Annotated in this window: 13 protein-coding genes; 7 read left to right on the top strand and 6 right to left on the bottom strand. The window is 65.7% G+C overall.

The window, feature by feature from the left end; genetic code table 11:
• A partial coding sequence (gene radC, locus OXR08_RS02155; RefSeq protein ID WP_267347382.1) for a DNA repair protein RadC occupies nt 1–633 on the top strand: 633 nt, incomplete at its 5' end.
• 44 nt (nt 634–677) lie between these two features.
• Here radC and OXR08_RS02150 read toward each other — a convergent pair.
• On the bottom strand, nt 678–1,073 hold the full coding sequence (locus tag OXR08_RS02150; RefSeq protein ID WP_267347381.1) for an EF-hand domain-containing protein: 396 nt from the start codon (nt 1,071–1,073) through the stop codon (nt 678–680).
• Between the two features lie 244 nt (nt 1,074–1,317).
• On the opposite strand from OXR08_RS02150, the gene purB reads away from it, so the two are divergent.
• A complete protein-coding gene (purB, locus tag OXR08_RS02145; protein WP_267347380.1) occupies nt 1,318–2,628 on the top strand; it encodes an adenylosuccinate lyase in 1,311 nt (436 codons plus the stop codon).
• 1,048 nt (nt 2,629–3,676) lie between these two features.
• On the opposite strand, the gene dnaJ is transcribed toward purB, so the two are convergent.
• Together dnaJ and dnaK are read right to left on the bottom strand one after the other, a co-directional pair.
• Nucleotides 3,677–4,801 (bottom strand): molecular chaperone DnaJ, encoded by a 1,125-nt coding sequence (gene dnaJ / locus OXR08_RS02140; protein WP_112382096.1) that lies wholly within the window; start codon nt 4,799–4,801, stop codon nt 3,677–3,679.
• Nucleotides 4,802–4,870: 69 nt separating this feature from the next.
• On the bottom strand, nt 4,871–6,772 hold the full coding sequence (gene dnaK / locus OXR08_RS02135) for a molecular chaperone DnaK (RefSeq protein WP_112382095.1): 1,902 nt from the start codon (nt 6,770–6,772) through the stop codon (nt 4,871–4,873).
• A gap of 170 nt (nt 6,773–6,942) precedes the next feature.
• Between dnaK and OXR08_RS02130 the strand changes: the two genes are divergently transcribed.
• The 3 genes from OXR08_RS02130 (at nt 6,943) to OXR08_RS02120 (ending at nt 9,072) form a co-directional block, all read left to right on the top strand.
• Entirely contained in the window at nt 6,943–7,386 is a 444-nt protein-coding gene (locus tag OXR08_RS02130; RefSeq protein ID WP_267347379.1) for a copper chaperone PCu(A)C, read from the top strand.
• A 104-nt stretch (nt 7,387–7,490) separates the two neighbouring features.
• Nucleotides 7,491–8,567, top strand: coding sequence for a flagellin (locus tag OXR08_RS02125; protein WP_267347378.1), 1,077 nt, complete (start codon nt 7,491–7,493; stop codon nt 8,565–8,567).
• A gap of 40 nt (nt 8,568–8,607) precedes the next feature.
• Nucleotides 8,608–9,072, top strand: coding sequence for a vgr related protein (locus OXR08_RS02120; RefSeq protein ID WP_267347377.1), 465 nt, complete (start codon nt 8,608–8,610; stop codon nt 9,070–9,072).
• A 3-nt stretch (nt 9,073–9,075) separates the two neighbouring features.
• Here the strand turns inward: OXR08_RS02120 and OXR08_RS02115 are convergent, their stop codons facing one another.
• The 3 genes from OXR08_RS02115 to hrcA all read right to left on the bottom strand — a co-directional run bounded on the left by OXR08_RS02115 (nt 9,076) and on the right by hrcA (nt 11,994).
• Entirely contained in the window at nt 9,076–10,299 is a 1,224-nt protein-coding gene (locus tag OXR08_RS02115) for a threonine synthase (protein ID WP_267347376.1), read from the bottom strand.
• A 78-nt stretch (nt 10,300–10,377) separates the two neighbouring features.
• Nucleotides 10,378–10,926, bottom strand: a complete 549-nt coding sequence (grpE, locus tag OXR08_RS02110) for a nucleotide exchange factor GrpE (RefSeq protein WP_112382281.1) — start codon at nt 10,924–10,926, stop codon at nt 10,378–10,380.
• A gap of 27 nt (nt 10,927–10,953) precedes the next feature.
• Nucleotides 10,954–11,994, bottom strand: a complete 1,041-nt coding sequence (gene hrcA, locus OXR08_RS02105) for a heat-inducible transcriptional repressor HrcA (RefSeq protein WP_149682140.1) — start codon at nt 11,992–11,994, stop codon at nt 10,954–10,956.
• A 75-nt stretch (nt 11,995–12,069) separates the two neighbouring features.
• Between hrcA and rph the strand changes: the two genes are divergently transcribed.
• Both rph and rdgB read left to right on the top strand, forming a co-directional pair.
• Complete coding sequence (gene rph, locus OXR08_RS02100; protein WP_267347375.1) at nt 12,070–12,786, top strand: ribonuclease PH; 717 nt, start codon at nt 12,070–12,072, stop codon at nt 12,784–12,786.
• A complete protein-coding gene (gene rdgB / locus OXR08_RS02095; protein ID WP_149682142.1) occupies nt 12,783–13,409 on the top strand; it encodes an RdgB/HAM1 family non-canonical purine NTP pyrophosphatase in 627 nt (208 codons plus the stop codon). The genes rph and rdgB overlap by 4 nt, the downstream gene beginning before the upstream one ends.
• Nucleotides 13,410–13,439 lie beyond the last annotated feature (30 nt).

The following is a 13,439-nucleotide window of genomic DNA, read 5'->3' as shown; positions in this document are numbered from 1 at the left end:
CGGCAACGGTTGCTGGGAGGGGCCGGGCTGCTGGATCACGAACTGATCGAATATTTGCTCGCTACCGCCATTCCCCGCCGCGATACCAAGCCCTTAGCCAAGAATCTGCTGCGCGAGTTCGGGGGCATCGGCGGCGTGCTGACCGCCGATGCGGACGCCTTGTTGAAGCAGGACGGAATGGGCGAAACTGCGGTCGCCGCGCTGAAGATCGCCCAGGCCTGCGCGTTGCGACTGGTGCAGACACACACCGAATCGCGACCGATCTTATCCAACTGGCAGGCGCTTCTCGACTATCTGCACGCCGACATGGCGCATCACGGCGTGGAGCGATTCCGGGTGCTGCACCTCAACACCAAGAACATGCTGATCCGCGACGAGGTGATGAGCAAGGGATCGATCGATCAGGCCGCGGTCCATGTCCGCGAGGTCATCCGCCGCGCAATCGACCTGAACTCCAGCGCGCTGATCCTGGTTCACAACCATCCGAGCGGCGACCCCTCGCCCAGCAGCGCCGACATCGACGTGACGCGCAACATCGCGGAAGCCGGACGCAGGCTGGGCATCGCGGTGCACGACCACCTGATCATCGGGGCACGCGGGCATGTCAGCCTGCGCTCGCAAGGATTGATATGAAAAGGGCCGCCGCCCCGTGACAAGGGGGGCGGCGGCCCGGTCGATCAGCCCTGACCGGCGGTGAGGAAGCCCGTCACCTCGGACTTGCTGAGCGACTTGCTCTTGTCGGTGTCCGCCTGGGCGAAGGCGGTGCCCACCCACTTCTTGGTATCCGCCGATTCGGCCTTGGCGGACGGATCGGTCTGCGCCTTCAGGGCGACCATCCATTCGGAGAATTCGGCCTTGCTCAGCGAGCCGTTGCCGTCCTTGTCATAGGTCGCCCACTGGCTGTCCACGACCTGCGCGACCTGGCTGGCGGTCGCCGGCTGCGCCGCGGCCGCTTCGGCAGGAGCAACCTGCGCCGGATCAGCGCCGGCAGGTGCCGCAGTCTGCGCCGCACTTGGCGAAGTCTGCGCCGGTGCCGTCGTCGTTTGCGCAAGCGCAGGAACAGCAACGGTCATGGCGGTTGCGAGCATAGCGTACTTCAACATCTCGTCTCTCCATTATCATGGTCGGATCGATAAACTGGTAGGATCACGATCGTGATCTTGCGTGAAGCTTGCATCAACCAAGCGTCGATTGTCCATATAGGGGCCGATCCGGTTTATTTGAAGAGGTCGCCCTGCCCTGCTAACGGCTCGGCACACCGTGCTTCCGGAGAGCGGAGCGGGGTGAACCGTGCCGTTCCCGAGACCGAGGTGTTCCATGATTCCGCGCTATTCCCGCCCCCAAATGACTGCGATCTGGGACCCGCAGGCCCGATTCCGCATCTGGTTCGAGATCGAGGCGCACGCCACCGACGCGCTGGCCGCCCTGGGCGTCGTGCCCAAGCAAGCAGCCGAGCGCATCTGGGAAGCCGACAAGGCCGCCGGCGACTTCGACATTGCCCGCATCGATGCGATCGAGGCCGAGACCAAGCATGACGTGATCGCGTTCCTGACCCATGTGTCCGAGCGTACCGGGCCGGAAGCACGCTTCCTGCACCAGGGCATGACCTCGTCCGACGTGCTCGACACCTGCCTGGCGGTGCAGTTGAAGCGTGCCGCCGACATTCTGATCGATGATCTGGACCAGTTGCTCGTCGTGCTGAAGCGTCGCGCCGAGGAGCACAAGCTGACGCCGACGATCGGACGCAGCCACGGCATCCATGCCGAACCCGTCACCTTCGGCCTGAAGCTGGCACAGGCCTATGCCGAGTTCGCCCGCAACCGCACCCGCCTGATCGCCGCGCGTGACGATGTCGCGACCTGCGCGATTTCGGGCGCGGTCGGCACCTTCGCCAATATCGACCCTTCGGTCGAAGCGCATGTCGCAGAAAAGCTCGGCCTGTCGGTCGAGCCGGTATCGACGCAGGTGATCCCCCGCGACCGGCACGCGATGTTCTTTGCCACGCTGGGCGTGATCGCCAGTTCGATCGAGCGGCTGGCCACCGAAGTGCGGCATTTGCAGCGCACCGAAGTGTTGGAAGCGGAGGAATATTTCTCGCCCGGCCAGAAGGGCTCCTCGGCGATGCCGCACAAGCGCAATCCCGTGCTGACCGAGAACCTGACCGGTCTTGCACGCATGGTGCGCGGCTATGTCACCCCGGCGCTGGAGAATGTCGCGCTGTGGCATGAACGCGACATCAGCCACTCGTCGGTCGAGCGCTATATCGGCCCGGACGCCACGATCACGCTCGATTTCGCACTGGCCCGGCTGACCGGGGTGATCGACAAGCTGGTGGTGTATCCGGCGCGCATGCAAAAGAATCTCGACCGCATGGGCGGGCTGGTCCACTCGCAGCGCGTCCTGCTGGCGCTGACGCAGGCCGGTGTCAGCCGCGAGGATTCCTATCGCCTGGTCCAGCGCAACGCGATGAAGGTGTGGGAATCGGACGGCGCGCTGTCGCTGCTCGACCTGCTGAAGGCGGATAGCGAGGTGACGGCGGCATTGCCCGTGGCGGAGATCGAGGCGAAGTTCGATCTCGATTATCACCTCAAGCATGTCGACACGATCTTCGCACGTGTTTTCGGCTGACGAACCTGCGTAAGCGATTGTAAAAGCAGGATGTTCCGGACTGGCTCAACAGTTGCAATAATTGCAATTAAATTTGCTTAACTTGCAATTGCGGCAATCGCTTCGGCGGTGCAAAAAGACTGTGCCTTTCAGGCATCCTCTCCTAAAAACTTTTCGGCCGCTCTCTGAGCGGCCTTTTTTTTGGTCTGCGTTTCGCGTAGGCATCCGCCATCGCGTCGCCAAACAACGACAAAGACGATTTTCGGGAGAGAATGCCGCCGGAAAAACCGGCACGGTGGCGCGATATACGGGGGTCGAGCAGCGGCGGCTGCTCCCCCCGTTCCAACATCAGCATCTCCGGTGCATCGCTGCTGGCAGGGTAGCGATGTTCACGCGCCGCAACGGTCAGGTGGTCGCACGGAGGACGCAGGGCACCGTGCGCCGCAGGCTCTTCCGGATCACCGACGACGCTTGTCGGCCGGTGAAGAGATGGAAGACGTCGAGCAACAGGCTCTCTCCGCGTCTCCGCGTGAGCGTTCTTCCTTCGCGTCTTCGCGTCTTCGCGTGAAATTCCTTTTGCGGGACGTAAGCCGTCGAACCAATCGGTAGAGGCCGTTCAGGGTTCTGCCCGCGCCAGGGTGCAAGGGGGGGGATTTCACGCGAAGACGCGAAGACGCGAAGATGTTTCGGACATCGGAAAGCCGCGCCCTCATCACTGGTGATGCTGGTCTTCCGATCGATCAGGAGGGAACGGCAACTGCCTGCCCGGTGCCAAATGGCACCTGAGGCGAATCGGCCAGCACCGGGGGGATGGGGAAAAGGCGGCTCCCGGGTGCTCCGCTCAGCTATGTTAGGGAGGTAGCCGAGCGGAGCGACACACCAGATGGGAGAATCGTGTGCCTTGGTCCCGCTGGGGGGCGGGACGCGCCTCTGATGGCGCGTCCACTTGCGCCTGAACAGTGCAAAAATGGAAACTCAGCCATCACGGACGGAAATTATCGGTCATTTCCGGTGGGATGAAGCGGGAAAGCCGACGGAAAAACCGTCGACGATCCCGCTTTCCGTAGCGTCACTCGCCCGCGAACACGTTTTTCAGCTTGGTGAAGAAACCCTGGCTTTCGGGGCATTCTTCACCGGTTTCCGTTTCCCGGAACAGTTCCAGCAATTCACGCTGGCGCGTCGACAGCTTGGTCGGCGTCTCCACCTCGATCTGCACGACCAGATCGCCCTGCCCGCGACCTTGCAGCACGGGCATGCCGGCGCCGCGCTGGCGCAGTTGCTTGCCCGACTGGATGCCCGCCGGAATCTTGATCTCGTGCGTGCGGCCATCGAGCCCGGGAATCGACAGCGATCCGCCAAGCGCTGCGGTGGTGAAGCTGATCGGCGCGCGGGCGAACAGCGTCGTCCCCTCGCGTTCGAACAGCGCATGCCGCTTGACGTGCAGGAAGATGTAGAGATCCCCCGGCGGTGCGCCCCGCGCCCCGGCCTCGCCTTCGCCCGACAGCCGGATGCGCGTACCCTCGTCCACGCCGGGCGGTACGTTCACCGACAGCGTCTTGGTCTTCTCGATCCGGCCATCGCCGCGACAATCGGCGCAAGGGTCGGCGATGACCTGGCCCGCACCCTGGCAGACCGGGCATGCGCGCTCGACGACGAAGAAGCCTTGCTGTGCCCGTACCTTGCCGTGCCCGTTGCAGTGCTGACAGGTGCGCGCGCTGGTTCCCGGCTTCGCGCCGGTGCCGTGGCAGGTGTCACACGCCGCCGACACGTCGACGGTGATCTCCGTGTCCTTGCCATGGAACGCCTCTTCCAGGCTGATTTCCATGTCGTAGCGCAGGTCCGCACCGCGCCGCGCGGATTGCCGCCCGCCGCCACGTCCGCCGCCCATGAATTCGCCGAAGACGCTTTCGAAGATGTCGGAAAAGCCGCCGAAATCCTGGGCACCGCCACCACCGCCGCCGCCCTGCTGAAAGGCGGCATGGCCGTACCGGTCATAGGCCGCGCGCTTCTGCGGGTCCTTCAGACAGTCATAGGCTTCGCTGATCGCCTTGAACTTGGCTTCGGAATCCTTGCACCCGGCGTTGCGATCCGGGTGATATTGCATCGCCAGCTTGCGATACCGCGACTTGATCGTCGCGTCGTCCGCAGTCCGCTCGCATTCGAGCAGTTCGTAATAATCGATCGTCGTGCTCATGCTCGTCCCCGCCCCGTGGGCCCCGTCCCCCGGGCATGCGCACCGGCGGGACGGGACGGGGTCATGCCCTTAGGCCTTGGTGTCGTCGACTTCCGAGAATTCGGCGTCGACCACGTCGTCCTGCTTGGGCGCATCGGCACCGGCGGCGGGCGAAGCGTCGGCCTGCGCCTGCTTCTCGTAGATCGCCTGGCCGAGCTTCATCGCGACCTGGGCCAGGGCCTGGGCCTTTTCGGTCATGCGGTCGGCATCGTCCGATTCGACCGCCGACTTGGTCTCGGCGATCGCCGCCTCGATTTCCGACTTCAGGGCGTCGTCCACCTTGTCGCCATTCTCGGCAAGCTGGCGCTCGGTGGTGTGGATCAGCGATTCGGCGTTGTTCTTCGCCTCCGCTGCCGCACGGCGCTTCTTGTCCTCCTCGGCAAACTGCTCGGCATCGCGCACCATCTGCTCGATGTCGTTGTCCGACAGGCCTCCGCTCGCCTGGATGCGGATCTGCTGCTCCTTGCCGGTGCCCTTGTCCTTGGCGGACACGTTGACGATGCCGTTGGCGTCGATGTCGAAGGTGACCTCGATCTGCGGCACGCCGCGCGGCGCCGGCGGGATGCCGACCAGATCGAACTGGCCCAGCAGCTTGTTGTCCTGCGCCATCTCGCGCTCGCCCTGGAATACGCGGATGGTGACCGCGCCCTGATTGTCGTCCGCGGTGGAATAGACCTGGCTCTTCTTGGTCGGGATCGTGGTGTTGCGGTCGATCATCTTGGTCATGATGCCGCCCAGCGTCTCGATACCCAGCGACAGCGGGGTCACGTCGAGCAGCAGCACGTCCTTCACATCGCCCTGCAGCACGCCGGCCTGGATCGCGGCACCCATCGCCACGACCTCGTCCGGGTTCACGCCGGTGTGCGGATCCTTGCCGAAGAAGGTCTTCACCGCCTCGCGGACCTTGGGCATGCGGGTCATGCCGCCGACCAGCACCACTTCGCTGATGTCGTCGGTCTTCACGCCCGCATCGGCCAGCGCCTTCTTCATCGGCTCGATCGTGCGCTTGATCAGGTCGTCGACCAGACGCTCCAGATCGGCGCGCGTGATCGTCTTGACCAGATGCTTCGGCCCGTTCTGATCGGCGGTGATGAACGGCAGGTTGACCTCGGTCGAGGCCGCCGACGACAGCTCGATCTTCGCCTTTTCAGCCGCTTCCTTCAGGCGCTGGAGCGCGAGCTTGTCCTTGGCGAGGTCGATGCCCTCGTCCTTCTTGAAGCCCTCGGCCAGATATTCGACCAGCTTGTTGTCGAAATCCTCGCCGCCCAGGAAGGTGTCGCCATTGGTGGCCTTCACCTCGAACACGCCGTCGCCGATCTCCAGGATCGACACGTCGAAGGTGCCGCCGCCAAGGTCGTAGACCGCGATCGTCTTGCCGTCCTGCTTCTCCAGGCCATAGGCGAGCGCGGCCGCCGTCGGCTCGTTGATGATGCGCAGCACTTCGAGGCCGGCGATCTGACCGGCGTCCTTGGTCGCCTGGCGCTGTGCGTCGTTGAAATAGGCCGGCACGGTGATCACCGCCTGCGTCACCGTCTCACCCAGGTAGGATTCGGCGGTTTCCTTCATCTTCTGAAGGGTGAAGGCGCTGATCTGCGACGGGCTGTAATCCTTGCCGCCGGCCGAGACCCACGCGTCGCCATTGGGGCCGCGCGCGATCTTGTAGGGCACCAGCTCGGTGTCCTTCTTGGTGATCGGATCGTCGAAGCGGCGGCCGATCAGGCGCTTCACCGCGAAGATGGTGTTGTCGCCGTTCGTCACCGCCTGGCGCTTGGCCGGCTGGCCGACCAGTCGCTCGCCATCCTTGGCGAAGGCGACGATCGACGGCGTCGTGCGCGCGCCTTCCGCATTTTCGATCACCTTGGGCTTGCCGCCTTCCATGACCGAAACGCAGCTGTTCGTGGTGCCCAGATCGATACCGATAACTTTAGCCATGAGTCCTGATAGCCCCTCACACTCTCTAAGAAATGCCCCGGCCGCGCCCCGTTACGGCGGCGCAACCGTTGCGTTGATGGGGCGGATATAGGTGGGCCAATGCTTGCCGCAAGATTGACGGCGTCATAGGGATGTGGACGATTTTCGGAACGGCACGGGAGAGACGGGCGTTGCGCACCGGTTTGGGCATTGTTTGGACGGTGCTGGCGCTCGCCACGCTGCCCTCCTGCGACACGGCGCGCACCACGGTGGAGGCCGGCGACGCCTGGGCGCGCCTCGGTGCGGTACCGGGCCGACCGGCCGCGGCCTATTTCACCGTGCATGGCGGGCCGGACCCCAAGACGCTGATCAACGTGACCACCGATGTCGCGATCCGCTCGGAAATGCATGAAAGCATGGCGAACGGCATGCGCCCGATCGCCTCGGTGCCGATCCCGGCGCATAGCGATGTGGTGTTCGCGCCGGGTGGGCGGCACGTCATGCTGTTCGACGTCAATCCGGGCGTGAAGCCCGGACGCTACATCACCCTGACGCTGAGTTTCTCGGACGGTCGCCGCATCGTGACGGGGGCCAAGGTGATCGCCGCAAACGCACCCCGCCCGGCAGATAGCTAATCGCGCGTTAAGCATATCCGGAAAAAGCCCGGATAGGCCGTCGCTGCGGCCCAACCGCATGATCCCCCGTCGGAAATGGGAGTCCGGCGGGAGGATTCGGGGTCATGACGGTCATCAACACCAACGGTGCGGCCCTGCGCGCGCTGGGCGCGTCGCGGTTGGCGGAGACGAGCCTCGACACCGCGATGAACCGGCTGTCGACGGGCAAGCGGATCAATTCGGCCAAGGACGACGCCGCCGGTCTCGCCATCGCCTCGACGATGACCGCACAGATCATGGGCATGCGCCAGGGGATGCGCAACGCGATCGACGGCACCTCGCTGGTCCAGACCGCCGACGGCGCACTGGGTGAGGTGACCAGCATGGCCCAGCGCATCCGCGAGCTGGCGGTGCAGGCGGCGTCGGGTACGTATAGCGACAACGACCGCGCGGCGTTGCAGGTCGAGGTGACGGCGCTCGCCAAGCAGATCGAAACGACGCTGAACAACACGCAGTTCAATGGCGTGAAGCTGTTCGATACAGCGCTGTATCACTGGCCTTATGACGAGCCAGAACCGGAGCGTGGCACGAAGATTTCGGTGCAGGCCGGCGCGAACAGCAACGACAGGATCGACATCAAGATCGACAACCTGCCTCTATCTTACCATCGTCGACATAATGGAAACCAATGGCTTGCGACCCCTGCTACGACCTATTCCTCGCAGCAGCATCTCATCACATTCGAAGATTATGACGCCGGCGCAAAGCGTGCCGGGCAACTGATTACCAAGGAGCAGATCGGCACCACCGTCTACCAGCAGCCCGGCGATCAATGGCATGACGAGAATGGTGGCTACTCCTATTATACGGGACACGAAGATTTTTCCCTCACCGACGAACTGAACGTCACCAACCGCTATCGTTCCGAAAACACGATGAAGCGCATGGACGAGATGCTTTCAAAGGTATCCAGCATGCGCGCCGGCATCGGTGCCACCGCGAACCGGCTGGAATCGGTGGTCAACAACCTGACCACCAACACCACCAACCTGTCCGACGCACGCTCGCGGATCGAGGATGCGGATTTCTCGGTCGAGACGGTGAACCTCGCCCGCGCGCAGATCCTGAAACAGGCCTCCGCCTCGATGCTCGCCCAGGCCAATCAGAGTCAGCAGGACGTGATGAAGCTGCTCGGCAACTAGGGCTTTGCAAGCGCCCGCCGCCGTCCCACCTTTACGGGCGATGCAGCGACGTACCCTGACACCTGCCGAAACCGCGCTGGCGCGCAGCGTCTTCGGCGACACGATCGACTATGACGCGGTCGGCCTGTCGCCGACCAAATGGGCCTTCTTCCAGCCGCGCAATACGGTGATGGCCCCGCGCGGCTGCATCCATTTCCACCCCAAGGGCGGCCTGTGGCGCGAGGATTTCGGCGCCTGTCCGCTGCACGAGCAAGGGCTGTTCATCCACGAGATGGTGCACGTCTGGCAGCACCAGCAGGGCATCTGCCTGCCGCTCGCGCGTCATCCCTTCTGCCGGTACGGCTATGCGCTGAAGCCCGGCCAGCCCTTTCGCCGCTACGGGCTGGAACAACAGGCGGAAATCGTGCGCCACGCCTTTCTGCTCGCACACGGGGGCCGGGTGCCCGGCGCCCCCGGCCTTGCGCAATATGAGACGCTGGTCCCCTTCCCTATCGGCCGGCGCTAGCCGTCACAGCGCGTCGAAGTCGATCGGCGCGGTCCGGTCCAGCCAGTTCGGCGCTTCCGGCATCGGGTATTTCAGGCCGGTCGCGCAGTTGAACAGCACGACGCGCTCACCCGCATCCACCTCGCCCGTCGCCAGTGCATTGCGGTACGCCGCCAGCGTCGCGCCACCCTCCGGACAGAGCAACAGGCCATCATCGCGTGCGCAGTCCGCCACCGCGCGCAGCGTATCGGCATCGTCCACCGCCAGCGCCTTGCCGCCCGATTCGCGCACCGCGCGCAGGATCAGGAAATCGCCCACCGCGCGCGGCACCCGGATGCCGGCGGCGACGGTGTGGGCATTCTCCCAGCGTTCGGCATGCTCGACGCCGTCGTCGAACGCCTTGACGATCGGCGCGCAGCCCGATGCCTGCACCGCGTACATGCGCGGGCGCTCCGATCCGATCCAGCCGAGCTTTTCCAGCTCGTCGAACGCCTTCCACATGCCGATCAGGCCGGTGCCGCCGCCGGTAGGGTAGAAGATCGCATCGGGCAGCCGCCAGCCGCCCTGTGCGGCCAGTTCCAGCCCCATCGTCTTCTTGCCCTCGATCCGGTACGGCTCCTTCAGCGTCGACAGGTCGAACCATCGTCCCTCCGCCGCGCCCTTCCCCACGATCGCGCCGCAATCGTCGATCAGGCCGTTCACCCGCCACACGCGCGCACCCTGAGCCGCGATCTCCCGCACATTCACCTCGGGGGTGTCTTCGGGGCAGAAGACGATGGTCTCGATCCCGCAGCGGCTGGCATAGGCGGCAAGCGCCGCGCCGGCATTGCCGTTGGTCGGCATGGCGATGCGGGTGACGCCCAGCTCCTTGGCCATCGCCACCGCCATGACGAGGCCGCGCGCCTTGAAGCTGCCGGTGGGCAGGCGCCCCTCGTCCTTGACCAGCACATTGGCGCCACCCGAGCGGGGCACCGGGATCAGCGGCGTCTCGATCTCGCCCAGGCTGACGATGTTTTCGGTACGACGGACGGGCAGCAGTTCGCGCCAGCGCCACAGATCGGTTTCACGCGCGGCCAGCGCGTCCTTCGCCAGCGCCGCCTTCACCGCATCCAGATCATAGCGGACGAGCAGCGGGCGCCCGACCCGCGACAGGCCATGAAGCCGGTCCGCCTCGTAGCGCTCGCCGGTCATCGAGCATTCGAGATGGGTGACGAAGGTCGGCCGGTCGGCGCAAAGATTGTCGTTCATGGGCAGGGGTGTAGCGCAAGGATCGCCCTTGCCAACCCTCTCCCCCCCGCCGAGGGAGAGGGCGCAGCGACGGATCGATCAGTCCGGCTTCTTGGCGACCGCGACCAGTGCCGGGCGGAGCAGGCGATCCTTGATCATATAGCCCGACTGCATTTCCTGCACGATCGTGCCGGGCGCCGCGTCCGAGGGCATTTCCAGCATCGCCTGGTGGCGATTGGGGTCCAGCGTCTCGCCCATCGCGGCGATCTTGGTGATGCCGTGGCGGCCCAACACGCTGTCCAGCTCGCGGCCCGTCGCCTCCAGCCCCGCGACAAGGCCCTTCATCTTGTCATCCTCGCGCAGGTCGGCGGGGATCGCCTGCAGCGCGCGGCCCAGATTGTCCGCCACCGACAGGATATCGCGGGCAAAGTTGGTGGACGCGTAGGCGCGTGCGTCCGACACGTCCTTTTCGGCGCGACGGCGGATATTCTGCACCTCGGCGCGGGCATACAGCGTCTGCTGCTGCGCCTCGGCCAGTTGCTCGCGCAAGCTTCCCAGCGCGTCATGCTCCGCCACTTCGGGCGCGGCCTCGGCCGTTTCCTCGCGCAGATCCTGCGTTTCCGGCTGCTTGGTCTCGTTCTCGTTCATCATGTTCCCTGTACGCACAAGTCGGGGTCAGCCCATCAGTCGGGCAAGCGTCGCCGCGGTGAAATCCACCATGGGCACGACGCGGGCATAGTTCAACCGCGTGGGGCCGATCACCCCCACCACGCCGACCACCTGCCCGTCCAGCCCGCGAAAGGGTCGCGCGATCACCGAGGAGCCGGACAGCGCGAACAGCTTGTTCTCCGCACCGATGAAGATCCGGGTCGAATCGCCCGCCCGCGCCGAATCGAGCAGGCTGGCGATTTCCTGCTTGCCCTCCAGATCGTCGAGCAGGTCGCGCACCCGTTCCAGATCGGCGGCGGCGGCGGCATCGATCAGCCGCCCCTGCCCGCGCACGATCAGCACCGGCCGCCGCTCGCCATCCTCGCTCCACACGGCAAGACCGCGTTCGACCAGTTCGCGCGCCGCACCGTCCAGCGCCGCGCGCGTGCCCTTCAGCTCGCGCTCCAGCCGCCCCTGCGCCTCCGCCAGCGTCAGCCCGCCCAGCGTCGCGGTCATGAAATTGCCCGCCTCCACCAGTGCAGACGAAGTCATGCCGCCGGGCACCTGCAGCACGCGGTTCTCGACCGATCCGTCCTCGCTGACCAGCACCGCCAGCGCCTGTACCGGCGACAGGGGCACGAACCCGATCGAGCGCAGCTTCACCTCGCGCTTGGGCACCATCACCAGTCCCGCACACGCCGACAGGCCGGACAGGATCGCGGTGGTCGCCGCCAGCGCTTCCTCGACCGGCCCGTGCGTGCCCGCTCGCGCCTCGATCGCGGCGCGTTCCTCCGCGCTCGGCTCATGGACGTGCATCATGCCGTCGACGAACAGGCGCAGGCCCTGTTCGGTCGGCATCCGCCCGGCGGAGGTGTGCGGCGCGGCGAGCAGCCCCACCTCCTCCAGTTCCTGCATCACGCCGCGGATGGAGGCCGGCGACAGGTTGATCCCCGACCGGGCGATCGTCTTCGACCCCACCGGCACGCCGCTTTCCAGATAGCTGTCGACCACCACGCGAAAGATGTCGCGGGCGCGCGCACTCAGTTCGATGATCGGCGGGGTGGCCATGGATGTGATCTAGGCTGGCGCACCCCCGAACGGAAGGCTAACCGGGCAACAAACATCCAGAATGAAGGAACGTCCATGCGCCCCTCCGGCCGCACGCCAGACCAGATGCGTCCCATCACCGTCGAGCCCCGTTTCACCCGCCATGCCGAGGGGTCGGTGCTGATCGGGTTCGGCGACACCAAGGTGCTCGTCACCGCCTCGATCGAGGAGCGGGTGCCCCCCTTCCTGCGCGGCAAGGGCGAAGGCTGGGTGACCGCCGAATATGGCATGCTGCCCCGCGCCACCCACACCCGCGGCAGCCGCGAGGCGGCCAAGGGCAAGCAATCGGGTCGCACGCAGGAGATCCAGCGGCTGATCGGCCGTTCGCTCCGCTCGGTGGTCGACCTGAAGGCGCTGGGCGAGCGGCAGATCGTGCTCGACTGCGACGTGATCCAGGCGGACGGCGGCACGCGCACCGCCTCCATCTCGGGCGCGTGGATCGCACTGCGCATGGCGGTCGACACCCTGCTGCGCGACGGCAAGCTGACCAGCGACCCGATCCGGCAGAAGGTGGCCGCGGTGTCGTGCGGCATCCATCAGGGTACGCCCGTCCTCGACCTCGACTATGTCGAGGATTCGGCCGCCGATGCGGACGCCAATTTCGTGCTGCTGGAGAACGGCCACATCGCCGAGGTGCAGGCGACCGCCGAACATGCCACCTATGACGAGGAAGCGCTGCTCCGCCTGCTCCGCCTCGCGCGCATGGGCTGCAACGAGATCTTCGCGGCACAGGCAAAGGCGGTTGCGGCATGAGCGGCGAGGGCCGCGAACCGCAGGCGATCCGCAAGCTCGGCCCCGGCAAGCTGGTGATCGCCAGCCATAACAAGGGCAAGATCGTCGAGATCCGCGAACTGCTGGCGCCCTACGGCGTCGAGCCGGTCTCGGCGGGCGATCTCGACCTGCCGGAGCCGGAAGAGACGGGCACGACCTTTGTCGCCAATGCCGAGCTGAAGGCGCTGGCCGCGGCGGACCTGTCCGGCCTGCCCGCGCTGGCCGATGACAGCGGCCTGTGCGTCGAGGCGCTGGGCGGCGATCCCGGCATCTTTTCGGCGCGCTGGGGTGGTCCGCAAAAGGATTTCGACATGGCGATGCGGCTGGTCGAGGATCGGCTGGGCGAAACCCCGGATGCCCCGCGCGACGCGCATTTCGTCTGCGCGCTGGCGCTGGCCTGGCCGGACGGGCACGTCGAATGGTTCGAGGGGCGGGTCGATGGCACGCTGGTCTGGCCGCCACGCGGCACCCAGGGCCATGGCTATGACCCGATGTTCCGGCCCAACGGCTATGACACGACCTTTGCCGAAATGGATTCGGACACGAAAAGCGGGATCAGCCACCGCGGCGACGCCTTTCGCCAGTTGGTGAAGGCGGTGTTCTGATCTTCAAAGCCCTCTCCCCTCTGGGGAGAG

Origin of the sequence: Sphingomonas sp. GM_Shp_2 (assembly GCF_026540875.1) — a bacterium.
GTDB classification, from domain to species: domain Bacteria; phylum Pseudomonadota; class Alphaproteobacteria; order Sphingomonadales; family Sphingomonadaceae; genus Sphingomonas; species Sphingomonas carotinifaciens.
This window is presented reverse-complemented; position numbering and strand designations above follow the sequence as displayed.

What these genes read in the sequence shown, in the direction of transcription:
- OXR08_RS02150 (WP_267347381.1), bottom strand. Translation starts at nt 1,073, where the DNA reads ATGACCGTTGCTGTTCCTGCGCTTGCGCAAACGACGACGGCACCGGCG.
- purB (WP_267347380.1), top strand. Translation starts at nt 1,318, where the DNA reads ATGATTCCGCGCTATTCCCGCCCCCAAATGACTGCGATCTGGGACCCG.
- dnaJ (WP_112382096.1), bottom strand. Translation starts at nt 4,801, where the DNA reads ATGAGCACGACGATCGATTATTACGAACTGCTCGAATGCGAGCGGACT.
- dnaK (WP_112382095.1), bottom strand. Translation starts at nt 6,772, where the DNA reads ATGGCTAAAGTTATCGGTATCGATCTGGGCACCACGAACAGCTGCGTT.
- OXR08_RS02125 (WP_267347378.1), top strand. Translation starts at nt 7,491, where the DNA reads ATGACGGTCATCAACACCAACGGTGCGGCCCTGCGCGCGCTGGGCGCG.
- OXR08_RS02120 (WP_267347377.1), top strand. Translation starts at nt 8,608, where the DNA reads ATGCAGCGACGTACCCTGACACCTGCCGAAACCGCGCTGGCGCGCAGC.
- OXR08_RS02115 (WP_267347376.1), bottom strand. Translation starts at nt 10,299, where the DNA reads ATGAACGACAATCTTTGCGCCGACCGGCCGACCTTCGTCACCCATCTC.
- grpE (WP_112382281.1), bottom strand. Translation starts at nt 10,926, where the DNA reads ATGAACGAGAACGAGACCAAGCAGCCGGAAACGCAGGATCTGCGCGAG.
- hrcA (WP_149682140.1), bottom strand. Translation starts at nt 11,994, where the DNA reads ATGGCCACCCCGCCGATCATCGAACTGAGTGCGCGCGCCCGCGACATC.
- rph (WP_267347375.1), top strand. Translation starts at nt 12,070, where the DNA reads ATGCGCCCCTCCGGCCGCACGCCAGACCAGATGCGTCCCATCACCGTC.
- rdgB (WP_149682142.1), top strand. Translation starts at nt 12,783, where the DNA reads ATGAGCGGCGAGGGCCGCGAACCGCAGGCGATCCGCAAGCTCGGCCCC.